The sequence below is a fragment of the Citricoccus nitrophenolicus genome, assembly GCF_047305825.1.
In the GTDB taxonomy this organism is placed as follows: domain Bacteria; phylum Actinomycetota; class Actinomycetes; order Actinomycetales; family Micrococcaceae; genus Citricoccus; species Citricoccus nitrophenolicus.
Genome location: NZ_CP063070.1, coordinates 3,045,611 through 3,069,686, shown reverse-complemented (window position 1 = coordinate 3,069,686; position 24,076 = coordinate 3,045,611). Strand labels below are relative to the sequence as shown.

Annotated in this window: 22 protein-coding genes; 4 read left to right on the top strand and 18 right to left on the bottom strand. The window is 70.1% G+C overall.

The genetic code is table 11. The features are described 5' to 3' along the window. Positions 1–45: 45 nt before the first annotated feature. Entirely contained in the window at positions 46–405 is a 360-nt protein-coding gene (locus tag IMT31_RS13945) for a LysM peptidoglycan-binding domain-containing protein (RefSeq protein ID WP_345358282.1), read from the bottom strand. 209 nt (positions 406–614) lie between these two features. Here IMT31_RS13945 and lexA point away from each other — a divergent pair, with 209 nt between their 5' ends. Together lexA and IMT31_RS13935 are read left to right on the top strand one after the other, a co-directional pair. After that, on the top strand, positions 615–1,349 hold the full coding sequence (lexA, locus tag IMT31_RS13940; protein ID WP_345358279.1) for a transcriptional repressor LexA: 735 nt from the start codon (positions 615–617) through the stop codon (positions 1,347–1,349). Positions 1,350–1,354: 5 nt separating this feature from the next. Next, positions 1,355–2,263 carry a hypothetical protein gene (locus IMT31_RS13935; RefSeq protein ID WP_413543148.1) on the top strand — a complete coding sequence of 303 codons (909 nt, stop codon included), beginning with the start codon at positions 1,355–1,357 and terminating at the stop codon, positions 2,261–2,263. Positions 2,264–2,272: 9 nt separating this feature from the next. On the opposite strand, the gene IMT31_RS13930 is transcribed toward IMT31_RS13935, so the two are convergent. Further along, the gene (locus tag IMT31_RS13930; protein WP_345358273.1) at positions 2,273–4,348 is read right to left on the bottom strand and encodes an ATP-dependent DNA helicase; all 2,076 of its coding nucleotides are present in this window, start codon (positions 4,346–4,348) and stop codon (positions 2,273–2,275) included. Beyond that, positions 4,345–5,919: a GTPase HflX gene (gene hflX, locus IMT31_RS13925; protein WP_345358270.1), complete on the bottom strand. Its 1,575-nt coding sequence runs from the start codon at positions 5,917–5,919 to the stop codon at positions 4,345–4,347. Before hflX ends, IMT31_RS13930 begins: the two co-directional genes overlap by 4 nt. Positions 5,920–6,193: 274 nt before the next feature. On the opposite strand from hflX, the gene IMT31_RS13920 reads away from it, so the two are divergent. Then, positions 6,194–6,826, top strand: a complete 633-nt coding sequence (locus IMT31_RS13920) for a class I SAM-dependent methyltransferase (RefSeq protein ID WP_413543147.1) — start codon at positions 6,194–6,196, stop codon at positions 6,824–6,826. 10 nt (positions 6,827–6,836) lie between these two features. On the opposite strand, the gene dapF is transcribed toward IMT31_RS13920, so the two are convergent. The 12 genes from dapF to dapA form a co-directional block, all read right to left on the bottom strand. After that, on the bottom strand, positions 6,837–7,790 hold the full coding sequence (gene dapF / locus IMT31_RS13915) for a diaminopimelate epimerase (RefSeq protein ID WP_345358263.1): 954 nt from the start codon (positions 7,788–7,790) through the stop codon (positions 6,837–6,839). Between the two features lie 9 nt (positions 7,791–7,799). Further along, positions 7,800–8,714: a tRNA (adenosine(37)-N6)-dimethylallyltransferase MiaA gene (gene miaA, locus IMT31_RS13910; RefSeq protein ID WP_413543146.1), complete on the bottom strand. Its 915-nt coding sequence runs from the start codon at positions 8,712–8,714 to the stop codon at positions 7,800–7,802. A gap of 18 nt (positions 8,715–8,732) precedes the next feature. Beyond that, positions 8,733–10,253 (bottom strand): tRNA (N6-isopentenyl adenosine(37)-C2)-methylthiotransferase MiaB, encoded by a 1,521-nt coding sequence (miaB, locus tag IMT31_RS13905; RefSeq protein ID WP_413543145.1) that lies wholly within the window; start codon positions 10,251–10,253, stop codon positions 8,733–8,735. A 9-nt stretch (positions 10,254–10,262) separates the two neighbouring features. Further along, positions 10,263–10,826, bottom strand: a complete 564-nt coding sequence (locus IMT31_RS13900) for a regulatory protein RecX (protein ID WP_345358253.1) — start codon at positions 10,824–10,826, stop codon at positions 10,263–10,265. Next, positions 10,826–11,881, bottom strand: a complete 1,056-nt coding sequence (recA, locus tag IMT31_RS13895) for a recombinase RecA (RefSeq protein WP_345358250.1) — start codon at positions 11,879–11,881, stop codon at positions 10,826–10,828. Before recA ends, IMT31_RS13900 begins: the two co-directional genes overlap by 1 nt. A 194-nt stretch (positions 11,882–12,075) precedes the next feature. Then, on the bottom strand, positions 12,076–12,300 hold the full coding sequence (locus tag IMT31_RS13890) for a DUF3046 domain-containing protein (RefSeq protein ID WP_345358247.1): 225 nt from the start codon (positions 12,298–12,300) through the stop codon (positions 12,076–12,078). 94 nt (positions 12,301–12,394) lie between these two features. Beyond that, positions 12,395–12,847 (bottom strand): helix-turn-helix transcriptional regulator, encoded by a 453-nt coding sequence (locus IMT31_RS13885; RefSeq protein WP_345358244.1) that lies wholly within the window; start codon positions 12,845–12,847, stop codon positions 12,395–12,397. Between the two features lie 195 nt (positions 12,848–13,042). Then, positions 13,043–13,546 (bottom strand): nicotinamide-nucleotide amidohydrolase family protein, encoded by a 504-nt coding sequence (locus IMT31_RS13880; protein WP_345358377.1) that lies wholly within the window; start codon positions 13,544–13,546, stop codon positions 13,043–13,045. Then, entirely contained in the window at positions 13,542–14,147 is a 606-nt protein-coding gene (locus tag IMT31_RS13875) for a CDP-alcohol phosphatidyltransferase family protein (RefSeq protein WP_345358241.1), read from the bottom strand. Before IMT31_RS13875 ends, IMT31_RS13880 begins: the two co-directional genes overlap by 5 nt. Before the next feature lie 19 nt (positions 14,148–14,166). Further along, positions 14,167–17,232, bottom strand: a complete 3,066-nt coding sequence (locus IMT31_RS13870) for a DNA translocase FtsK 4TM domain-containing protein (protein WP_413543144.1) — start codon at positions 17,230–17,232, stop codon at positions 14,167–14,169. 85 nt (positions 17,233–17,317) lie between these two features. Further along, complete coding sequence (locus tag IMT31_RS13865) at positions 17,318–19,003, bottom strand: ribonuclease J (protein ID WP_345358235.1); 1,686 nt, start codon at positions 19,001–19,003, stop codon at positions 17,318–17,320. A gap of 27 nt (positions 19,004–19,030) precedes the next feature. Further along, the gene (gene dapA / locus IMT31_RS13860; RefSeq protein WP_345358232.1) at positions 19,031–19,942 is read right to left on the bottom strand and encodes a 4-hydroxy-tetrahydrodipicolinate synthase; all 912 of its coding nucleotides are present in this window, start codon (positions 19,940–19,942) and stop codon (positions 19,031–19,033) included. A 70-nt stretch (positions 19,943–20,012) separates the two neighbouring features. Between dapA and IMT31_RS13855 the strand changes: the two genes are divergently transcribed. After that, the gene (locus IMT31_RS13855) at positions 20,013–21,236 is read left to right on the top strand and encodes a heparan-alpha-glucosaminide N-acetyltransferase domain-containing protein (RefSeq protein ID WP_413543143.1); all 1,224 of its coding nucleotides are present in this window, start codon (positions 20,013–20,015) and stop codon (positions 21,234–21,236) included. A gap of 295 nt (positions 21,237–21,531) precedes the next feature. Here the strand turns inward: IMT31_RS13855 and IMT31_RS13850 are convergent, their stop codons facing one another. Genes IMT31_RS13850 through IMT31_RS13840 form a run of 3 tightly spaced genes read right to left on the bottom strand, consistent with a single transcriptional unit; the run spans position 21,532 to position 24,075 of the window. Next, positions 21,532–21,981 (bottom strand): hypothetical protein, encoded by a 450-nt coding sequence (locus IMT31_RS13850; protein WP_413543142.1) that lies wholly within the window; start codon positions 21,979–21,981, stop codon positions 21,532–21,534. 17 nt (positions 21,982–21,998) lie between these two features. Continuing rightward, complete coding sequence (gene dapB, locus IMT31_RS13845) at positions 21,999–22,796, bottom strand: 4-hydroxy-tetrahydrodipicolinate reductase (RefSeq protein WP_413543141.1); 798 nt, start codon at positions 22,794–22,796, stop codon at positions 21,999–22,001. A 10-nt stretch (positions 22,797–22,806) separates the two neighbouring features. After that, a complete protein-coding gene (locus tag IMT31_RS13840) occupies positions 22,807–24,075 on the bottom strand; it encodes an MFS transporter (protein WP_413543140.1) in 1,269 nt (422 codons plus the stop codon). Position 24,076 lies beyond the last annotated feature (1 nt).

The following is a 24,076-nucleotide window of genomic DNA, read 5'->3' as shown; positions in this document are numbered from 1 at the left end:
CCTCGACGCCCTCGCTCATGCTACCGGGTTCCCAACGGTGCCGCCCTATCCGTTCGTGGGGACGAACAGCACCTGGCCCGGCTGAAGGTCAGCACCGTTCAGGCTGTTGAGCTCTCCGATCCGGAGAATCGTCTCGTTCCGCGAGGCGTCCGGGGCGGACCGGCCGGCGATGTCCCACAGAGTGTCTCCGTAACCCACTGTCACGGAGTCCACTGAGCGTGAGGGGCCCTCCTCCGAGGCAGCGGCCGGGGCCATCCCGTTGATGCCGAAGAAGGCCGCCGCCGCGGCCGCCAGGACTACCAGCACGAGCACCGGGAAGCCGACGAGCAGGAAACGGCCCCGACGATTCAGGTGGTATCCGGCGGAGCCGGCGGTGCGGATCTGTACTGATGCTGCTGTGCTCATGCTCTTCTGCCTCCCCGCCCGGAACGCCGGGCCGTAGAACGTGTGTTCGACTGCTTCGACCTCATGTCTAGCATGTCTGTTCGAAACACGCCAAGAAAAATTCGAACATATCTTTGAATCGACTCCGTGGTTCCGGTAGCGTCGGACCCAGTGATCAACCTGGAAACAGTCCACCCAGACCGACGGACACGATAAGAACGGATGGTCGAATGGCCCCCCGGATTCCCACCCCAGCCCCGGACCCACTCCACGTTCCGGAACCGCGCCCCCTGACAGCGCGCCAGCGCACCATCCTCGCGTCGATCCGCACGGCCATCGCTGAGCGGGGGTATCCGCCCTCCATGCGAGAGATCGGGGACGCCGCCGGCCTGGCCTCGCTCTCCTCGGTGACCCACCAGTTGGGACAGCTGGAGAAGCTGGGCTACATCCGCAAGGACCCGGGCCGGCCCCGCGCCATGGAGGTGCTGCTGGACGAGGACGGCCTGGCCCTCACGCCCGAGCAGCCCGCCGGACCCCACGAGCACACCCCGTCCCCCGTCGCCACGCTGCACACGGGAGCGGCGGACGGGGACGCGGTGCCGGTCCCCCTCGTGGGCCGAATCGCGGCAGGTGGGCCGATCCTCGCCGACCAACAGGTCGAGGACGTCATGACCCTTCCCCGCCAGCTCACCGGCGAGGGAGAGTTGTTCATGCTCAAGGTGTCCGGCGACTCGATGGTGGATGCCGCGATCTGCGACGGCGACTGGGTGGTGGTGCGCCAGCAGAACAACGCCCACAACGGGGACATCGTCGCCGCCCTCCTGGACGACGAGGCCACGGTCAAGACCTTCCGCCAGCGGGACGGGCACACCTGGCTGCTACCGCAGAACTCGGCCTACGAACCGATCCTCGGGGACGCGGCCACGATCATGGGCAAGGTCGTCACCGTCCTCCGGGCGCTCTGACCACCATGAATCACCGGCCCTTCCCTCCGGGGGTCCGCGCGGCCGACGCCGAGGAGTTCGTCTTCTCCCACGGGCGCCTGCTCGAGCGCCGACGGGTCGGCCTGCTGCTGCATGGCGGCGGCCCCGACGGCGTACTGGCAGCCTTGGGCGCCCACCGCAATCCAGATGGCGGCTTCGGCCACGGCCTGGAGCCGGATGTCCGTTCACCGCACAGTGAACCCCTCTCCACGCTCACCGCCCTCGACCTGCTGGCATCCTGGAACCTGGTCGATCACCCGTGGGTGCGTTCAGCCCTGGAGTGGGCCGCCTCCGTCTCCGCGGTGGACGGCACCATCCCCTTCGTCACCCCGGCCTCCCTCGAATGGCCTCACGCCCCCTGGGTGCGGCCCACCCCAGGTGGCTCCCACCTGACCTATGGGTTCGCCGCCGCCGCCCGGCTGACCGGCTTCGGCGGGGGCTGGGCCGAGGCAGCCGCAGACTGGTGCCGAAGCCGACTGTCCCCCGACGGCGTGGAGTCGTCAGCAGCACCCCCGGAGCTGCCCGCCTATGAGGCGAAGTATGCCGTGCGCTTCCTGACATCAGAGGGCCTCAGTGATCCCTCTGACCATCCGGCCCTCGCCGGGCTCGCCTCTCGGCTCAGCACGGACGGCGCGCTACGCGTGGTCGGGGGCGCCGAGGACGAGATGATCCACGCCGTCGATCTGCTCCACAACCCATGGGCTCTTCCGTTCCCCTCCGACCTGCCCGGCCGCCTGGTCCCGTCCGACGTGCTGGCACGGGACCGCGGCTGGCTGATCTCCGGACAGTGGCCCGACGGCGGGTGGACCGTGGACTGGCCGGCCTGGAGCCCGGCGCAGGGCCTCGAGTGGCGGGGCCTGCGCACCGTGGAGGCTCTGGACATCCTCTCCCCTTGACCAGAGCCGCTACTGCCCCTTGAGCCGCTCCAGGACGCCGCGGACCACGGCCGGATCGGTGGTGGGCCAGAACTCCGGCAGGGTCGAGCGCAGGAACGAGCCGTACCGCTCCGTCGCCAGCCGCGAGTCAAGCACCGCCACGACTCCCCGGTCCGTGGCGGTACGGATCAGTCGCCCGGCACCCTGTGCCAGGCGCACGGCAGCGTGCGAGGCGGAGACCGCCATGAAGCCGTTGCCCCCGTGCCGGCTGACGTCCCGGGACCGTGCGGTCAGCAGCGGATCGTCTGGCCGTGGAAAGGGGATGCGATCGATGATCACGAGACGGCAGGCCTCTCCCGGGACGTCCACGCCCTGCCAGAGGCTCATCGTCCCGAACAGACAGGAGTCCGGCTCGGTGGCGAACTGACGCACGAGGGCCGTCAGCGTGGTGTCCCCCTGACACAGGATGGTGGGCTTCGGTCCGAGCCGCGTCCTCATCTCCGCGGCCGCATCCTCGGCGGCCCGCTTGGAGGAGAACAGGCACAGTGCCCCGCCGCCAGAGGCCTGGAGCAGTTGCTCCAGCTCGTCAAAGCTCTCGGGGGAGGCGAAGCGGCCAGGTTTCGGCAGGTGCCGGGCCACGTAGAGTACCCCCTGCCTCGGGTAGTCGAAGGGGCTGCCCACGTCCAGTCCGGTCCATGATGGTGCGCTCTCCCCGAGTAGACCCACGGCCCCCGCGACCGGCTGGAAGGAGTCGCCGATGGCCAAGGTGGCCGAGGTCAGGACGGTGGTGGCCTGACCGAAGAGTCCCTCCCGTAGTTTTCCCGCCACGGACAGGGGCGCCACATAGAGCACGGGGGGCGCGGTCTCATCGCCCGGGATCCAACCTGCCCCGGGTTCGAAATGCCCCGGCCGAGAGGCCCAGAGCACCTCGGGGTGGCTGATCTCCGGGACGGCCTCGAGCATGCGCTCGGCCACCTCGAGGACTTCCTGCAGCCGGGACCGTGCCATCTGCCGGCCACCGTCAGCGGATGAATCGGCACCCCCGCTCGGCTTGGAGTCGCTCAGTGCCTGCCGCGCCGCGTCCCGGACAGCGCCCAGCGCGCTGACCTGCACCTCGTCCGGGCCGCGCGGGATCAGCCCGGTGGGCGTGGCAGTGAAGGCGGCGTCCAGCCCGACGCCGGACTGCACCAGGGGTTCCACGGCGATCGCGGTGTGCTTGCGTGCCGAGGATGCGGCCGCCTGGACGATGGCACCGGAGAGCTGACCGGTGACGGCCCCCGTCACCCGGTCCTGGAGTTCGTGGGCCTCGTCCACCACCACGGCGTCGAACTCAGGCAACACGGCCAGCCCCTCGAAGGCGCTGATGGCGAGCATGGCGTGATTGGTGACCACCACGTCCGCCTCACCGGCCTCGGAGCGTGCCCGTTCGGAGAAGCATTCGGCCGCCATCGGACACTTCTGTGCCCCGAGGCAGTCCACGGCGGACACGGACACCTGCCGCCAGGCGCGGTCGGTGACCCCCGGGTCGAGGTCGTCCCGGTCTCCCGTCTCCGTGTCCTCCGCCCATTCCCGCAGGCGCAGCACCTCCCGCCCCAGCGGGCTCGTGGGGCTGCCGTCGGAGCCGGACACCACCTCCCCGTCATCCGCGAGGCCGAACAGTGACTGGCCGTCCTCCTCGGGGAAGCCGCCTTCGAGCTTGTGCTTGCACAGGTAGTTGGACCGCCCCTTGACCAGCGCCACGTTCATGGGCCGCGGCAGCTCTCCCGAGAGGGCCTCCAGCAGCTTCGGGGCGTCGCGGCGCATGATCTGGGACTGCAACGCCAGCGTGGCGGTGGCCACCACCACGGGGTGCTCCGCCTCGACAGCGTGCTGCAGCGCCGGAACCAGGTACGCCAGGGACTTGCCCGTGCCGGTGCCAGCCTGTACCAGGAGGTGCTGGCCGGTCTCGAGCGAGCGGGCCACCTCCACCACCATGCGCCGTTGACCCTCGCGCCGCTGCCCGCCAGTGGCCTCCACCACGGCGTCCAGAAGGCGCAGCGCCTCCCGTTCGGCGTCGGAGCGCGGCTCGGCCTCCAGGTGCCCGGTGTCTTCAACCGTCTGCGTCATGCTCCGGGGCGCTCCTGACTGCCGGCGGAACCATCCAGGGCATAGCGGCGGAGGTCCTCGACAAGGTCTTCACGGACCAGGACCCGCAGGCGTGTGCCCTCGGCCTCGTAGGTCTCCGAGATGATGTCCGCGTCCGGCGAGTGCAGCCGCGAGACCACATCCCCGTCGGTGAAGGGCACGAGCAGGTCCAGCGCCACATTCGGCCGCGGGATCGCGTCCGAGATGGCGCGCTCCAACTCCTCGATCCCCTCCCCCGTCCGGGCGGAGACCACCACGGAGCGCGGCTCACGCTGGCGCAGCCGGGCCACCACGAGGGGGTCCGCCGCATCCGCCTTGTTCAGCACCACGATCTCCGGGATCCGGCGTGCATCCACCTCGGCAAGCACGGTCCGCACGGCGGCGATCTGTCCCTCGGGGTCCGGATGCGAGACGTCCACCACGTGCAGGATGACGTCCGAGTCCCCCACCTCCTCCAGGGTGGAGCGGAAGGCCTCGACCAGTTGCGTGGGCAGCTGGCGGACGAACCCGACCGTGTCCGAGAGGGTGTAGCCGATACCGTCCGGGGTGACGGACTTGCGCACCGTGGGGTCCAGGGTGGCGAACAGCGCGTTCTCCACCAGGACACCCGCGTGCGTCAGGCGGTTGAGCAGGGAGGACTTCCCGGCGTTCGTGTACCCGGCGATCGCCACGGAGGGCACCCGGTTCCGGCGCCGGTTGGCCCTCTTGGTCTCGCGCGCCGGCTTCATAGCGGCGATCTCACGGCGCAGCTTGGCCATCCGGGTGCGGATCCGGCGGCGGTCCAGCTCGATCTTCGTCTCGCCAGGACCGCGGGAGCCGATGCCCTCGCCGCCGGCGGCGCGGCCACCGGCCTGGCGTGACATGGACTCGCCCCAGCCACGCAGTCGCGGCAGCAGGTATTCGAGCTGCGCGAGCTCCACCTGGGCGCGGCCCTCCCTGGACTGAGCGTGCTGGGCGAAGATGTCCAGGATCAGGGCGGTCCGGTCGATGACCTTCACGCGCACCACGTCCTCCAGGGCGCGGCGCTGGGACGGCGCGAGCTCCGAGTCCACCACCACGGTGTCTGCCCCGGTCATGGCGACGATCCCGCGCAACTCCTCGGCCTTGCCCTTGCCCAGGAAGGTGGCCGGGTCCGGCAGGTGGCGCCGCTGGATGATGCCGTCCAGGACCTCGGATCCGGCCGTCTCGGCGAGGGCCGCCAGCTCCCGCAGGGAGTTCTCCGCGTCCTGCGCGGTGCCCTCAGTCCAGAGTCCGGCGAGCACGACGCGTTCCAGGCGGAGTTGCCGGTACTCGACCTCGGACATGTCCTCGAGCTCGGTGGACAGGCCGCTGACGCGCCGCAGGGCCTGGCGATCGGCGAGTTCGAGTTGCTCACCGTCCACCTCCGTGTGCCCGTCGCCACCCTCGGACAGGGCCAACGCCCGCCCGCTGGCGGTGGTGCCGTGGGCGGAGCTGGCGGTATCAGCAGCGAGGATCCGATCGATGACTGACTGGATCTGGTCCGCGTCCGGGCCGGGTGTGGGCTGATTCCCGTGCTGGGGGTTCTCGGTCATGGTCTCCTTGGAAGGTGCGTGGTCTCTAGGATAATCGCTGGCGGGGCCGTCGGAGAGGTTCCGGGAACCGCTGTGGAAAGGTGGGTTCGGGGCCACAGGGGCCTCCTTCGCGCAGGCGCGCGAGAGCGCGCAGAGAATTAGGTACAACGGGGTGGGTTGCCGCCGGGAATGCCTCAACCCGCATCGCGGCGGGGAGGCTGAGGTCCAAGGGTCAGCGCAGGAAAATCCACATGCCGTCAAGTATAGGCACCGTGTCAAGTAGCATCAGGCCTTAATGGATTCTGCACACTACTTCTCCGCCGAGCCGGCCGGGCCCGAACAACGACGCCGGCTCGAGGTCTCGCTGGCCGGGCGCACCGTCTCGGTGCAGACGGCCAATCACATCTTCTCGCCCGACGGAGTCGACAAGGGCACTGCCGCCATGCTGCGCGTGGTGCCGGAGCCACCGCCCGCCGGCTCCTTCCTGGACATCGGCTGCGGCTGGGGGCCGCTGGCCCTCTCGCTGGGACTGCACAGTCCTGCCGCGGAGGTGGCCGGCGTCGAGGTCAATGACCGCGCGGCGCAGCTGTGCCGGGACAACGCCGCCGCGCTGGGTCTGGAGAAGGTCAGCGTGTACCGGCCGGAGGAGGTCCCCGCAGGGCTCACCTTTGACCTGATCTGGTCCAACCCGCCGATCCGCGTGGGCAAGGAGGCGCTGCACGCCCTCCTGCTGCAGTGGCTGCCGCGGCTGAATCCGGGAGGCCAGGCCTTCCTGGTGGTGCAGAAGAACCTGGGCGCGGACTCCCTGCAGCCCTGGATCGCCGCAGCGCTCCAGGACCGGCGCCCTGAGGAGTTCACGGTCTCCCGCTTCGGCACCGAGAAGGGCTTCCGGATCCTGCAGGTGGTCCGCTCCGCCCAGACGCCCTGATCTGGATCTGTCAGAGCACCGTGCCGTCGAAGACCAGCTCAGCCGGACCGGAGAGCAGGACACGTTCGGAGCCATCCGGCTGTGGTACGAACTCAACGCCCACCGTGCCGCCGGGAACGCCGACGCTCCACTGCAGCGCGTCCGGGTCCCCGGCCCAGAGCCGGACGGCGGTGGCGGCTGCGCAGGCCCCGGACCCGCAGGACTGCGTCTCCCCCACGCCCCGCTCGTGGACCCGCATCCGCACGCGCCCGAGCCCCTCGTGGAACAGCGGGTCGGCCGGCACCACGAACTCCACGTTGGTGCCGTTCGGCGGCACCGGATCCACGTTGGGTGCCTTCGTCAGGTCCAGTTCCCGCAGGTCCGCGTCCTCGGACAGTGCCACCACCGTGTGGGGGTTGCCCAGCGACAGGCTCAGGGCCGGCCGTGGGTCCGCGAGCCCCGCAGCCAGCACCAGCGAGTCCGAGGCGCGCTCCTCAGCCAGCTCGGGGTCGAGGTAGGACCACGGTCCCATGTCGATCGAATAGGCGTCCTCCAGGCGGGTCACCCCACGCAGCCCGGCGCGGGTGCCGATGTCCAGCGTCTCTCCCTGCGCCAGTTCCACCAGACCGCGAGTGACGAGGTAGTGCACGAAGACGCGGACCCCGTTGCCGCACATCTCCGCCACGGAGCCGTCTGCGTTCCGGTAGTCCATGAACCAGGTGGCGCCGGGGTGCTCTGACAACAGGTCCCTGCCCTCGATGAGGTGCTGGGAGCCGACCACGCGGATCAAGCCGTCGGCGCCCACGCCGAGGTGCCGGTCACACAGTGCCTCAACGTGGTCCGGAGACAGCTCGGTCTCGCCGTCACGGTCGAAGACGAGCACGAAGTCGTTGCCGGTGCCGTGGCCCTTGGTGTAGGCCAGTCCGGACAGTTGGTCGAGCGCGGTGCGCAGTCGGTCGGGATCGCGAGAGATCGGCGGGGTCATGACTCCAGTCTAGAGTCGCCCCAGCACCTCCTCCGCCAGCGCGGGGGCGGCGGCGTCGAACCACCTCACCCGCGGGTCGGCCCGGAACCAGGTGAGCTGCCGGCGGGCGAAACGCCGGGTGGCCGTGGCGGTGCCCTCAACGGCCTCCTGAAGGCTCGATTCCCCGTCCAGCACGCCGAGGAACTGTGCATAGCCGATGGCCCGGGAGGCCGTGCGTCCGTGCCGCAGTCCGGCGGCGTCCAGAGTGTGAACCTCCTGCAGCAGCCCTGCCTCGGCCATCGCGAGCACGCGCGCGTGCAACCTCTCGTGCAGGACGGCTCGGTCCAGGTCCAGTCCGATCTGCACGGTGGGCCGCAGGTACGTCCGCTGCGGCATGTAGGAGGTGAAGGTCCGGCCGGTGAGGTGGTGGACCTCCAGGGCTCGGACCATCCGCCGGGTGTCGCCGAGCCGGGCCGCGCTGACCGGGTCCACCCGCGCCAGCTCCGCGCGCAGACCCTCGAGCCCGAGTCCCTCGCCCAGAGCCTCGAAATGGGCCCGCACCTCGGGATCAGTGGGCGGGAACTCGAGTTCGTCCAGGGCGGCCCGGACATAGAGCCCGGAGCCACCCACGAGCACCGGCCGCCGCCCACGGGACTGGATGTCCTCGATCACCGTGCGCACCTGGACCTGGAACCGGGCCACGGAGGCCTCCTCGGTCACCTCCAGGACATCGAGCAGGTGGTGCGGGATGCCCCGCCGCTCGGCCACGGGCACCTTGGCGGTGCCGATGTCCATGCCACGGTAGAACTGCAGGGCATCGGTGTTGACGACCTCCCCGCCGAGGCGTTCGGCCAAGTCCAAGGCCAGCTCGGACTTCCCCGTCCCGGTGGGCCCGACGACGGCCAGGACAGGCCTGCATCCGGTCTCGCCGCCCTCGGCGGTCATGAGGCGATCATGGGGTGCTCATGCCGTGCGCAGGCTGGGCATACCCAGGCTCACGCCGGCACTGACGCCACCAGTCACACCAGCAGCACCGGTGGCGGGCACTCCGCAGGACGCGGCCTGCGCCAGGTCCCAGGCCTCCCCGGCCCGCGAGCGGCGCAGCACGTACCCCTCGGGCTCGCCCGGCGCGGGGTCCGCGATGAGGAAGTATGGGTGGGACTCGCTCACGGTGACCGTCACGAAATCACCGGGCCGCGGCACCTCGGCGCCAGCCGGCACGCTGAAGTGCACCAGCCGGTGGTCCGGCGCGCGCCCGGCGAGCCGCCCGGTGGCTGCGTCCTTGGACCCGGACTGGTCCGTCACGAGCAGCTCCTGCCGGGTGCCCACGAGCTTGGCGGACTCCTCGGCGCTGATGCGATCCTGCAGGGCGGTGAGCCGCTCAAAGCGCTCCTGGACGATGGCCTTGGGGATCTGACCCTCCATCTCGCCGGCCGGGGTGCCGGGCCGGATGGAGTACTGGAAGGTATAGGCGGAGGAGAAGCGAGAGGCCTCCACAACGCGCAGCGTCTCCTGGAAGTCCTCCTCGGTCTCACCGGGGAAGCCCACGATGATGTCAGTGGTGATGGCCGCGTGCGGCATCCGCTCACGGACGGTGTCCAGGATTCTGAGGAACCTCTTCGACCGGTAGGACCGCCTCATGTCCTTGAGCACCCGATCCGATCCGGACTGCAGGGGCATATGCAGCTGAGGCATGACGTTCGGGGTCTCGGCCATGGCGTCAATGACGTCATCCGTGAAGGAGGCCGGGTGGGGGCTGGTGAAGCGCACGCGCTCCAGCCCCTCGATCTCGCCGCACGCACGCAGCAACTTGGCGAAGGCGCCCTGGTCCCCGAATTCCACACCGTAGGTGTTGACGTTCTGTCCGAGCAGGGTGACCTCCACGGCGCCCGCGTCCACGAGCGCCTGGACCTCGGCGAGGATGTCCCCCGGGCGGCGGTCCTTCTCCTTGCCGCGCAGTGCGGGAACGATGCAGAAGGTACACGTGTTGTTGCAGCCCACGGAGATGGAGACCCATCCGGAGGAGGCGGATTCGCGCTTGGTGGGCAGGGTGGAGGGGAACGTCTCGAGGGATTCGAGGATCTCCAGCTCGGCCTGCTGGTTGTGGCGAGAGCGCTCCAGCAGAACCGGCAGCGAGCCGATGTTGTGGGTGCCGAACACGACATCCACCCACGGCGCCTTCTCCAGGATGGTCTTCTGGTCCTTCTGGGCCAGGCAGCCACCCACGGCGATCTGCATCCCCGGGTGGCTTTCCTTGACGGCCCGCAGGTTGCCGAGGTTTCCGTAGAGCTTGTTGTCCGCGTTCTCGCGGACGGCGCAGGTGTTGAACACCACGAGGTCCGGTTCGGCACGCTCCGGCGCCTGCGCGTATCCCGCATCCTCCAGCAGTCCGGAGATCCGCTCGGAGTCGTGCACGTTCATCTGGCAGCCGAAGGTACGGACCTGGTAGGTCCGGTCATCAAGTCTCTGGGGCACGGAAGTCACCGCAACATTCTATTCGTCCTCGATGCCGCCGAGCACATCCCTGACCACGCCGAGCGCCATCCCTGGTGGATACCCCTTGCGGGCGAGCATGCCGGCCAGGCGGCGGACCGCCTTGTCTCGTTCGACCCGCGACTCCGGGTCCTCCCCGTCCGGCACCGGGCGTCCCCGTAGCCGCCGCTCGACGAGCTCGACAGCGGCCTCACGCTCGCTGTCCTCACTGATGCCCTCCAGCGCCACCTCGGCGTCCTCGCCACTGACACCCTTCTGGGCCAACTCCCGGCGCAGGGCTCCGCGGGCCAGCCCCTTGGTGCGCTGCCGGGTGCGGACGAAGTCCTCCGCGTAGGCGGAGTCATCCACGAGCCGGACGTCTTCCATCCGGTCCAGGACGGCAGCGGCCACGTCCTCGGGCACCTCCTTGTCCGCCAGCTTCTCCTCGAGTTGCCGGCGGGACTTCGGGGACCCGGCGAGCTGGCGGAGCACGATGGTCCGTGCCACCTCCGCCGCGGCCGGTTCCGGATCTCCCGCGAGGTGCTCGGGAACATCCGGGACCGCGCGGAGGTGACGGGAGGCCATCAGGCCGGGGAGTTGCCGGAGACCGCGCGGAGCTGCGGCTCCTCCTCGCCCTCGGGCACCGCGCCGATGCCGAGCTTCTCGAGGATTCGGGTCTCGATCTCGTCGGCAAGGTCCGGGTTGTCCTTGAGGAACCGGCGCGCGTTCTCCTTGCCCTGTCCGAGCTGGTCGCCGTCATAGGTGAACCAGGCACCGGACTTCTTGACGATGCCCTCGTCCACGCCCATGTCGATCAGCGCACCCTGGCGGGAGATCCCCTCGCCGTAGATGATGTCGAACTCGGCCTGCTTGAACGGCGGCGCCATCTTGTTCTTGACGATCTTGGCACGGGTGCGGTTGCCGACGGGGTTGCCACCCTCCTTGAGGGTCTCGATGCGGCGAACGTCGATCCGGACGGAGGCGTAGAACTTCAGCGCCTTGCCGCCCGTGGTGGTCTCGGGACTGCCGAAGAACACGCCGATCTTCTCGCGCAGCTGGTTGATGAAGATGGCGGTGGTCTTGCTCTGGGCCAGGCGGCCGGTGATCTTCCGCAGCGCCTGGGACATCAGCCGGGCCTGCAGGCCCACGTGGCTGTCCCCCATCTCGCCCTCGATCTCGGCCCGGGGCACCAGGGCGGCCACCGAGTCGATGACGATGATGTCCAGCGAGCCGGAGCCCACCAGCATGTCCATGATCTCAAGGGCCTGCTCGCCGGTGTCCGGCTGGGAGACCAGCAGGGCGTCCGTGTCCACGCCGAGCTTCTTGGCGTATTCGGGGTCCAGGGCGTGCTCGGCGTCGATGAAGGCGGCGATGCCGCCATTGCGCTGGGCGTTGGCCACGGCGTGCAGGGCGACGGTGGTCTTGCCGGAGGACTCCGGGCCGTAGATCTCCACCACACGGCCGCGGGGCAGTCCGCCGATGCCCAGGGCGACGTCCAATCCGACGGAACCGGTGGGGATGACCTCCATCGGGACCCGGACCTCGTCCCCGAGGCGCATCACCGATCCCTTGCCGTACTGCTTGTCGATCTGGGCCAGTGCGGCTTCCAGAGCCTTGTCGCGGTCAGTGGCTGACGCCATGATTCACCCCTAGGTGTGCTGGTGGTGGGCGGCTTGCGGGCCTGCCCGGATGCTGTCGAGACGAACCTACGTCACGCGCCGGACGTGTTAGCGGTTCGCCGCTCATGCTGTGGATGACAGGCCCGGGTTCCGCCCCGGAAGGATGTCCTGTGGAGGAGCCTACAGCGGTTCGAAGATGTTTTCGAAGAGGTGGTCTACGGCGTGTCCTTCACGGGGATGTCCCGGCCGAGTCGTCGCGACTCCGGAACACCCTGCAGGTCGCAGACATCGAGCCACACGCGCTTGGGGTTCTCGCCGGCCTCCAGAGCCTGCTCGGCGGTGACCAGCAGCGTCGGCAGCACGAGGGAGGATTCGATGACCCCTGCGTTGGCAGGCCCGAACTCCTCGTCCATGAGACGCCGGAAATCACTGATCTTCATGAGGGCCATCCTTCCATCCTCCTGCCTGGGTACGCACAGCACTCGGGCCGCAGACCGTGTGGTCTGCGGCCCGTGCCGTACCGGTGATGATCGTTCAGTGGCTGCCGGCGAGCTGTCCGAAGTCGTCCGGGACCTCGTCCGGGATGCGGGTGGAGAGTTCCTCCGCGGCGAAGGAGCTCTCCAGGTCCGCCGGAACGGTGTCCGGGATGTGCACGCCCTCCTGCAGGGCGATGCGGTCCGAGACCTCGCGGAGCATGAGGGACATGGGGACGTTCAGGGCGCCGCAGATCGAGGAGAGCAGCTCCGAGGACGCCTCCTTCTGCCCCCTCTCGACCTCGGACAGGTAACCGAGGGACACGCGGGCATGGTGGGAGACCTCGCGGAGTGTGCGGCGCTGGCGCTGGCGGACGTCCCGCAGAACGTCTCCGATTTCCTGGCGGAGGACTGGCACGGCGTGCTCCTTGGTCTCGTGGGAGTCGGTGGGAACGTGTTCACCGGTCTCCATCCAACGGGTGATGCCGTTGACGGTGACCGGATGCTTCATCATGTCTACTGTCTTCTCCTGAGTGGGTCCTGAGAATGGCCGTTCGGGCCAACTGGTGTGTACAACCAAGCCCGCCCCGGATTTTGTTCCCGGTACGGCACCCTGACGGCGGTTACCCAGTTGTTTGCCAGCTTACCGAAGACCGTGGCCCCCACGGCAAGTGCCCTCGTGGCTCCGGGGAGATCCGTAACGCAACTGTCATGCCCAGTGGCCCAGCACCGCGAGGAGTGCCTGTTGGACGGTGCCGCGTCGGATCGCCTCCCGGTCCCCGTCCACGGACAACCGGAGGACTTCGACCTCAGCGGGCTCCCCCGCCTCCCGGCCCAGACCGGCAACGCCCACGTACACCGTGCCCACCGGCTGGCCCTGATGGGGCGCGGGCCCGGCCACGCCGGTGGTCGAGAGCCCGACGTCTGCACCGGTCGCCCGCCGTGCGCCCTCGGCCATCTGACGGGCCACCTCGGGGTGCACCGCTCCGTGGCGCGCCAGCAGGTCCGCGTCCACGCCCAGCAGGTTCTGCTTGACGTGGTTCTGATAGGCGATCACCCCGCCCTGCAGGGTCCCTGAGGCCCCGGGCACCTCGGCCAGGGTGGCCGCGAGCAGACCCGCCGTCAGGGACTCGGCGGTGGCCAGCGTGAGCCCCCTGCCGATCAGACCGTGCACCACCGCCGCCGGCCACTCCTCGGGCCCACCCGGCTCAATCACGGCTCGGCTCGCCCGTCCCGACCGATCGGCGCAGCGTGACGGCCTTGACCACGTAGTCGATCCCGGTGACCAGGGTCACCGCGAGGGCGGCGGCCATGAGTGTGAACCCGACATAGAGCCACCAGTCGCCGACCAGGGCGCCCAACGGGGCCAACATGGCCAGCAGGGCGGCGGCCTGGAGCACCGTCTTGAGCTTGCCGCCCCTCGAGGCCGGCATCACGCCGTACTTCAGCACCAGGAAGCGCATCAGGGTGATGCCCCACTCGCGCACCAGGATCAGGGCGGTCACCCACCACCACAACTCCCCCAGGATCGAGAGCACCACGAAGGCGGAGCCGGTGAGCAGCTTGTCCGCGATGGGGTCGGCGATCTTGCCGAAGCTGGTGACCAGACCGCGAGCCCGGGCGATGTCACCGTCCAGCTTGTCCGTGTAGATGGCCACGGCGAACAGGGCGAAGGCCGTCCAGCGCAGCCCCAACGACTCCTCCCCGAGGGTGCCACCGGCCACGAGCGCCCAGATGAAGAACGGGACCATGATGATCCTGAGTCCCGTCAGGACGTTCGGCAGGTTCCAGTTCTCACTCGTGGCGGCGCTCATGGCGGCAGTCTACGGCCGCTTACCGGCCGGTGAGGCTCCAGGCATCCTCGGAGCCGTCTTCATCGTCCCCGTCATACCACTGTTCGGCCTCGGGCCGCCCGGCCAGGTCCTCTGCCACCAGGTCGCGGCCATAACCACCGTTCCCCTCCTCGTCCGGCAGGGAGTTGCGCACGAGTTCCTGGTCAGAGGGAGCCTGCCCCGCAGGGGGAATCGGGGGCGCCGCGTGGTCGGCCAGGCGGTCGGCGTGCACCACCTCCTCGGCGTAGGCCTCCGGGGCGTCCTCGCTCGGTGCCGATGCCGGCGGGGTGTCGCCGCGGATCGTGGCGAGCAGCGCGGGCAGGTCATCCGGCTTGACCATCACGTCGCGGGCCTTGGACCCCTCTGAGGGCCCCACCACGCCGCGAGACTCCATCAGGTCCATCAGCCGGCCGGCCTTGGCGAAGCCGACGCGCAGCTTGCGCTGGAGCATGGAGGTGGAGCCGAACTGGGTGGTCACCACGAGCTCGGTGGCCTGCAGCAGCAGGTCCATGTCATCGCCGATGTCCTCATCGATGACCTTCTCGGTCTTCTCCGGCACCACGTCCTCGCGGTACTGGGCTGTCATCTGGGTCTTGACGTGCTCCACCACGGCGTGGATCTCGGACTCGTTGACCCAGGCTCCCTGCACGCGCATGGGCTTGGACTTGCCCATCGGCAGGAACAGGGCGTCGCCCTGGCCGAGCAGCTTCTCGGCTCCCGGCTGGTCCAGGACCACCCGGGAGTCGGTGACGGAGGAGGTGGCGAAGGCCATCCTGGAGGGCACGTTGGCCTTGATCAGGCCCGTCACCACGTCCACGGAGGGCCGCTGGGTGGCCAGGACGAGGTGGATGCCGGCGGCGCGTGCCAACTGGGTGATGCGCACGATCGCGTCCTCCACGTCCCGGGGAGCGACCATCATGAGGTCCGCCAACTCGTCCACGATCACCAGCAGGTACGGATAGGGCTTGAGGACGCGCTTGGAGTCCGGAGGCAGATTCACCTTGCCGGCGCGGATGGCCTTGTTGAAGTCGTCCACGTGCTTGTAGCCGAAGGCCGCCAGGTCGTCGTAGCGGGTGTCCATCTCCTTCACGACCCATTGCAGGGCCTCGGCGGCCTTCTTCGGGCTCGTGATGATCGGCGTGACCAGGTGCGGGACGCCCTCATAGGCCGTGAGCTCCACGCGCTTGGGATCCACCATGACCATGCGGACCTCGTCCGGGGTGGACCGCATCAGGATCGAGGTGATCATCGAGTTCACGAAGGAGGACTTGCCCGCACCGGTGGCACCGGCCACGAGCATGTGCGGCATCTTGGCGAGATTGGCCATCACGAAGCCGCCCTCCACGTCCTTGCCGACGCCCATCACCATGGGGTGGTCGGTCTTGCGGGCAGCGTTGGAGCGCAGCACGTCCCCGAGTGCCACGACCTCCTTGTCCGCGTTCGGGATCTCGATGCCGATGGCGGACTTGCCCGGGATGGGCGAGAGGATGCGCACATCCGAGGACGCCACGGCGTAGGAGATGTTCTTGGACAGCGCGGTGACCTTCTCCACCTTGGTGCCCGGGGCCAGCTCGATCTCATAGCGGGTGACGGTCGGGCCGCGGGAGAAGCCGGTGACCTCGGCGTCCACCTTGAACTGCTGCATGGTCGAGGTCAGAGCGGCCACCACGGCGTCATTGGCCTCGGTCCGGTCCTTGTGCGGGGGTCCGGCGGGCAGCAGTGAGGACTCGGGCAGGGTGTAGGTGATGTCCCCGCCGAGGTGCAGCTGTTCTGAGCGGGCGGGCATCGGCGGCAGCTCGGCCGGCCGGGCGACCGGTGCGGCCGGAACTGCGGCCGGCGGGACGGTGCCGATCGGCTCGGTGGCCGGTCCCGCGCCGTTCTCGGCGGACTGGACCGCTGGGTCCGGTGGGGACGGCTGGGACTGCTGGTCCGCATCGGGCCCGACGCCGGACCGCTCGCCTGCCTGCCCACCGCCCTGTTTCGCTCGGGCGATGGCCAGTTCCCCCGCGGTCGGGCGCCGGACGCCGGGGGGCACGGCCGGAGCCGCGGCGGCGTCCTGTTGCTTCCCCTGCTGGTCCACGTCGTCGATCACGGCGGTCTCGTAGGCCTCTGCTGCGGTGATGGGCTCGCCGTCTCGGTCCAGGGCCTCGGTGGGCCGGTCCTCATCACGGCCGAAGAGCCGAATGCCCTTGCGCTTCCTCTTCGCCGCCTTCTGCTGACGGTCGTGCTCGGTCAGGTAGGACTGGTCGTGTTCGTCGCCCTCCCCGTCCGACTGCACCGAGCGGCCGGTGCGTCCGGAGCGCCCGGTGACCGCGCCGCCGTCGGGCTGACCGGTGAGCCAGGCATAGGCGTCCCGCAGGCGCTGCGGGATCTTCCCCACGGGCGTGGCCGTGATCACCAACAGGCCGAAGAGCAGCAGGACCACCATCAGGGCCCAGACCGGCCAGGGCGTGAGCAGGGAGGCCAGCGGGGTGGTGGCGAGGTAGCCCACGATCCCGCCGCCGGACAGGAGGTGATCGAAGGACTCGGCGACGGTGGGCAGACCGGCCACGAGGTGGGCGATCCCGGCCGTGCCGACCGTCATGGTCAGCAGGCCGATGGAGATCCGGCCGTTGTCCCGGTGCTCCTGGGGCGTGCGGAAGTAGCGCACGGCCACCACCAGCAGCACTGCGGGGAACACCAGGGCGGCCCAGCCGAGCGTGCCGGCGGCCACCTGGTGGATCACGGTGCCGTAGCCCGGCGCACCGCGCAGGCCCCACCACTCCACGGAGCCGATGACCAGGGCGAGGACCACGAGAAAGAACCCCGTGCCGTCCCGCCGGTCCTCGGGTTCGATCCGCGCATCGGGGCCGACCTTGCGCACCCCGGCGGCGACGGGCGTGGCCAGCGCCATCCAGAACCCGCGCAACGCGCGCACGAACAGGTTGCCCTGCGGCTCGGGCGGGGATTCGGGCGCGGTGCGTTTGCGCGCAGTCGCCGTCCCGGACTTCGGCGCCGGGCCCTTGCGGGCGGCGGAACTCGAGGAGCGAGTGGACTGCGAACGCGTCGGGGAAGTACGGGTCGCCATGTTCCGTAGGGTACCGTCCGGCGGCCGTGCGGGCCGGGATCAACACAGGTTGGCGGGAGGGCGCCCAGCCCGGAACGGCCGCGGTTCAGGCCTCCAGGACCACCGGGACGATCATGGGGCGGCGGCGCAGGGTGCGGTTGACCCAGGTCCCGATGACCCGCCGGACCACCTGCTGCAACTGGTGCGTGGTGTGGTCGGCGTTGGACTGCACCGCCTCCTGCAGGGCGCGGGCGATCTTCGGCTTGACCTCGTCGAACACGGACTCGTCCTCCGCCACGCCACGGGCGTGGATCTCCGGGCCGGAGACGATCATGCCGGTCTGGCGGTTCACCACGGAGATGATGGAGATGAAGCCCTCCTCCCCCAGCACGCGGCGGTCCTTGAGGTCGGTGTCGGTGATTGCGCCGATCGAGGAGCCGTCCACGTAGACGAGGCCGCACTCCACCTGGCCGACCACGCGGGCCACCCCGCCGGTCAGGTCCACCACGGAGCCGTCCTCGGCGAGCAGCACGTTCTCCCGGGGAACCCCGGTGGCCTCGGCGATCCGGCCGTTGGCGATCAGGTGCCGGGTCTCGCCATGGACGGGCATCACGTGGGTGGGCCTGACGATGTTGTAGCAGTACAGCAGCTCGCCCTCGGATGCGTGGCCGGAGACGTGGACCTTGGCCATCCCCTTGTGCACCACGTCCGCGCCGAGCTTCATCAGGCCGTTGACCACGCGGAACACGGAGGTCTCGTTGCCGGGGATGAGGGAGGAGGCCAGGATGACGAGGTCGCCGGCGTCCAGCTGGACCCGGTGGTCGCCGTTCGCCATGCGGGACAGCGCTGCCATGGGCTCGCCCTGCGAACCGGTGCACATCAGCACCACCTGGTGGTCCGGCAGCTGGTCCACCTGCTTGAGGTCCACCAGGATGCCCTCGGGAACATCCAGATAGCCCAGCTTGGCGGCGATCCCCATGTTGCGGACCATGGAGCGTCCCACGAAGCAGACCTTGCGGCCGTGGGAGTGCGCCGCGTCCAGCACCTGTTGGATGCGGTGCACGTGGGAGGCGAAGGAGGCCACGATCACGCGTTTTCGGGCCCGGGCCATGAGCGACTCCAGGACCGGGCCGATCTCCTTCTCCGTGGTGGTGAAACCGGGGACCTCGGCGTTGGTGGAGTCCGTGAGGAACAGGTCCACGCCCTCCTCACCCAACCGGGCGAAGGCCCGTAGGTCCGTGATGCGACCGTCCAGGGGCAGCTGGTCCATCTTGAAGTCGCCCGTGTGCAGGATGGTGCCGGCCGACGTCTTGACCGCCACAGCGAGGGCATCCGGGATGGAGTGGTTGACGGCCACGAACTCGCACTCGAACGGGCCGAGGTGCTCGGTGTCCCCCTCTCTCACCGCGAGGGTCAGTGGCCGGATCCGGTGTTCCTCCAACTTGGCCTCGATCAGCGCCAGGGTCAGGGTGGAGCCGATCAGCGGAATGTCCGGCCGCTGGCGCAGCAGATACGGCACCGCACCGATATGGTCCTCATGGCCGTGGGTCAGCACCAGGCCGACCACGTCGTCCAGGCGGTCCTCGAGGTAGCCGAAGTCCGGCAGGATCAGGTCGACGCCCGGCTGGATCTCCTCGGGGAAGAGCACCCCGCAGTCCACGATGAGGATCTTGCCGTCCATCTCGAAGACGGTCATGTTGCGCCCCACCTCGCCCAGACCCCCGAGGGGCACGATCCGGCAGGTGCCGGGCCGCAGCGCGGGAGGTGTGGACAGTCGGGTCCCTGAGGCCATGGGTTCGTCCCTTCGGAGGAGGGTGGGCTAGAAGGTCAGTCCGGCCTCAGCGAGGTCCGCCCGGATGATGGTCTGCTCGTCCTCGGTGGCCTGGACCAGGGGCAGCCGGACCTCCGGGGAGGGCAGGAGGCCCTGCCAGTTCAGGATGAGCTTGGAGGAGACGGCCCCCTGGATGTGCGTCATCACGGCCCGCTGGTACGGGTCCAGCCGGAAGTGCAGCTCCCGCGCCGTGGCCAGGTCACCGGCGTTCATGGCGTCCACGAGCTGCCGGTACAGCCTGGTGGCCACGTGGGCGGTCACCGAGACCACGCCCACGGCGCCCAGCGTCATCAGCGGCATGGTCAGGGAGTCCTCACCGGAGTAGATCTCCAGGTCCGTCTGGGCAGCCACGAGGGTGGTGGACTGGAAGTCCCCCTTGGCGTCCTTGAGTCCCACGATGTTCGGGTGCTCCGCCAGGGCGATGAGGGTGTCCGGGTTGATGGGCATCACCGAACGCCCCGGGATGTCATAGAGCATCACGGGCAGGTCCGTGGCGGAGGCGATGGTCTCGAAGTGGGCACGGATGCCGGCCTGATTGGGCTTGTTGTAGTACGGGGTGACCAACAGCAGACCGTCCACCCCGGTCTTCGCTGCCAGCTGGGAGAGGTGCATCGAGTGCCCCGTGTCATTCATGCCCGTCCCGGCGATGACCTTGGCCCGGCCACCCACGGCCTCCACGACGGCCTCGAACATCGCGATGTTCTCCTCGTCCAGCAGGGTCGAGGTCTCGCCGGTGGTGCCGGTGATCACCAGCCCGTCCGCTCCCTCGTCCACGAGGTGGTTGGCGAGCTTCTGGGCCGCATCCAGGTCCAGGCTGCCGTCCTGGGCGAACGGCGTCACCATGGCGGGGATGACGGTGCCGAAGGTGGTCTCGGGGCGCGCGGCAGGGGTCTCGATCATGGGGCCAGACTACCTGCGAGAATGGCCTGCGGTACGGATCCCGCGCACGTCGGCGAGCAAGGAGTGGCCCATGGCACAGACCCCGCCGGTGAAACGCCGCATCCCTGGGGTGGACGCGGCCCGAGGACTGGCCCTGCTGGGCATGATCGCCACCCATCTCGCGGGCCTTGTGACCGCCCACGGGACCGAACCGACCGTCGTCGGGCTCGTGTTCGCCGGCAAGTCCTCGGCCCTGTTCGCCACCCTGGCCGGTGTGGGACTGGCGCTGCTGACCGGCGGTGCCGGATCCCGCACGGCGCCCCACCGGGGCCAGCACCTGGCGTGGGACCGGCGGCGGGTCGCCGTGCGGTCGGTGCTGATCTTCATCCTCGGACTCGCCTGCGGTTTCCTGGACATGAACGTGGCCGTGATCCTGGCCCACTATGCCCTGCTGTTCCTGGCGGCCCTGCCCTTCCTGCACCTGGGGGCCCGGGCGCTGGCCGCCTGGGCGGCCGGCTGGATCCTCCTCTCCCCCGTGGTGGCCAGCCTGGTGTCCGCGGCCCTGCAGTCGGCCGTCGGCAGGACCGAGTACGTGGACGGCTGGCGGCTGTGGTCCAATCCCACGCTGATGGACCTGTTCGCCCGCCCCGGGCTGCTGGCCTGGGACCTGCTGTTCACCGGCTACTATCCGGTGCTCCAGTGGCTGGGGTACGTGCTGTTCGGCCTGTTCCTGGGCCGGCTGCGGCTGGACCGACTCCGAGTGGCCGGACTCCTGGCGGCCGGCGGCGCCGCCGTGGCCGCGCTGGCGTTCCTGCTCTCCCGCGGCCTGCAGTCCCTGCCCGGGGTCGCCGAGACCCTGGCCACCGGGACGGGCGCCGGAACGCGGGGCCTGGAGGCCGAGCTGCTGACCGGCGCCAGCCTGTCCACCGAACAGGTCCAGCATCTGCCGGTGTGGTTCACCCTGGCCACGCCACACTCCGGGGCTCCCCTGGACCTGGTCCTGACGTGCGGCACCTCGGCCATGGTGCTGGGGGTGTGCCTGCTGGCCACCCAGGTGGCACGCGGGGTGCTGGTCTGGCCGCTGATGCCGCTGATCGGAGCCGGGGCCCTGCCGCTGACGCTGTACGCGGGGCACCTCGTGGCCCTGGACGTCTTCGAGTCGGCCACCGCGGCCTGGCCGCGCACCGGCCTGCTCATCGCCTACTGGGTGGGATGCCTGCTGGCGGGGACCCTCTTCCGCGGCTTCGGCTGGCGCGGCCCGCTGGAGTCGGTCCTGTCCCGGGTGTCTGGCACGCTGGCCGGACCACGGCCCTGACGGGCAGTGGGGTCCCGTGGTCGAGTTAGTGGTGGGGTCAGTGGTGGATCGGGCCGCTGAGCTGGTTCAGCGGCCGGTTCGCCCCACGGCTCCGGGCGGAGATAACCTCCGCCATCATGGACACCGCGGTCTCCTCGGGTGCGGGTGTCGACGGACAGCACGTGCTCGGCCCCGTCGATCCGCAGGGTGATGGTGTGCTCCATGGTCCCTCCCAGGGCCGCCTGTCACGTGGTGACGCTCCACACACCGTACTCGCGCGCGTCGGCCCGCCACCACAGGTACCCGGGACGACCGCTCACGTGGTGGGGCCCGCCGCGTAGAGCCGCACCGCGTCCCGCATGGCCTTGCGGGCCCGGGAACGGTCTCCGGAGGCGTCATAGCCGAGCGAGAGCCGGTACCAGGAGCGCCAGTCCCCCGGCGCCGCCTCGGCTTCGTCGCGGAAGAGGGCGAACTGGGCGTCCGCGGCGGCGCGGTCGATCCGGCCGGCCGGTGATCGCGGCAGGTCATCCGCCGGCAGGCCGCCCTCGACCGCCAGGGTGCGTCCCATCCGCTGCATGGCCATCCCGAAGCGCAGCTCGCGCCACAGGGTCCACAGCCCCACGACCACCACGCCCAGCACGGCCACGCCGAGGATCTTCGCGACGGTCTGGGGTGCCTGCAGGAAGGCGATGGCGGAGCCGACCGCCAGCACGGCAAACAGCAGCATGAGGGCCACGATCGCGGCCACCCCGATCTTGCTTCTCATCGGTGCCGTCCCCCGCTTCAGCCGAGGTCCAGGTAGGCGTCGAGTCCGTAGGCCAGCCCGGGGCGGGAGGCCACGGTCCGCAGCCCCAGCAGCACGCCGGGCATGTAGGCGCCCCGGTCGAAGGCATCGTGCCTGAACACGAGCTGCTCCCCCGGGCCGCCCAGCAGGACCTCCTGATGGGCCTCCAGCCCACGCAGCCGCACCGCGTGCACCCGGACGCCGTCCACCAGGGCCCCGCGGGCACCGTCCGGATCGTGGGTGGTCGCGTCCGGGGAAGGCCCGACGCCGGCCTCGGACCGGGCGTCCGCGATCAGTCCCGCGGTGCGCACGGCGGTGCCGGACGGGGCGTCCACCTTGTCCGGGTGGTGCATCTCGATGATCTCCACCGAGGGGAAGTGCCTCGCGGCCGCCGCGGCGAACGCGCTGGCCAGGACCGAGCCGAGCGAGAAGTTGGGGGCGATCAGCACCCCCACCTGTGGGTGGTCCGCCAGCTGCTCCCGCAGCCGCGTCCGCCGCTCGGCAGACCAGCCGGAGGTCCCCACCACGGCGTGCAGTCCGTTCTGCACGGCGAAGGCGACGTTCTCAGGGGAGATCTGCGGGACCGTGAGGTCCAGCAGGTGGCTCGCGCCGGCGTCGAGCACCTTCTGCAACGAGTCGGCGGAGCCGAGCTCGGCCACCAGCTCCAGGTCCGGGGCGTCCGTCACGGCCCGGACGGCGTGGCGGCCCATCTTGCCGCCGGCGCCGAGGACGGCCACGCGGATCGGATCGGTGCTGGTGCCGGGGTGGGTGCCCGTACCGGGCTCAGGCGAAGTCATGCCCTCCAGTTTAGGTGCTGGCCCGGTCCGTCGCGGCCGGGCCCTGCGCGCCCGCCCGTTCATCCACCCGCCCGCCGTTGCGCACGGTGAAGGTCAGCAGCAGCGCCACCACGGCGAAGGCGGCCAGCAGCATCAGTCCCACGAAGTAGCTGTTGTGCTCCTCGTTGTACGTGGCCCCCATGACCAGCGGCGGGAAGTAGCCGCCCAGACCGCCGGCAGCGGCGATGATGCCCCCGATCGTGCCCACGTCCCGCGGGTCGGCCGCCCGCCCGACCCAGGCGAACACCCCGCCGGTGCCCAGCCCCAGGAACAGCGCCATGATCAGGAACACCGGGCCGAAGACCCGCTCCTGCCCCGGTTGCAGGGCGACGACGACGGCGAGGACGGCGGCGCCGGCGAAGGAGGTCAGGGTGACGGTGCGGGGGCCGATCCGGTCGGCCAGGATGCCGCCGAGAGGCCGGGCGACGACGGCCGCCGCCGCGAATCCGGCCGTCCGCCAGCCGGCCTCGGTCGCGGCGTAGTCGTAGATGTTGCCCAGGTACGTCGGCAGGTAGTTGGAGAACGCCACGAAGGCTCCGAACACCACGCCGTAGAGGAAGCACAGCTGCCACGTGACCAGCTGGGAGAAGGCCCGCCGGAGTTTGGGCAGGGCCGGCGTGGGAGTGATCCCCGTCCGGGACGGGGCCTCGCGCAGGAACACCGCGCAGAGCACGGCGACCACCGCCACCACGACGGCGACGAGGATGTGGGTCGCGAGGTAGCCGATCCCGGCCGCCAGCTGGGGGGTGGCGAAGGCCGAGATCGCCGTGCCGACCATGCCGGCGCCGAAGATTCCGGTGGCGAAGCCCTTGCGGTGCGGGGGGTACCACGCGGAGACGAAGGGGATGCCGATCGCGAAGACCGCCCCGGCGATCCCGAGGAAGAACGCCACGATCAACAGCGGCACGTAGGCGTCCATCATCCCCACCAGGCCGGTGGCCAGCACCAGCGGGGCGGTCACCCCGAGCAGCGCGGCGAACATGATCCGGCCGCCGTAGCGGTCGGTCATCACGCCGACCGGCACGCGCGCGATCGAGCCGACGAGGATCGGCATGGCCACCAGCACGGCGTTCTGGGTGGCGCCCAGCGACATGTCCTCGGAGTAGCGCGAGGCCAACGGGCCGATCATCGTCCAGGCCCAGAACCCGACCGTGGAGGCGAGCGTGGCCAGCAGCAGGTTGAGGGTCTGGCCCGGGACGGGCGCTGACCCGGTGGCGGCGGACGGAGTCGGTGCGGCCATG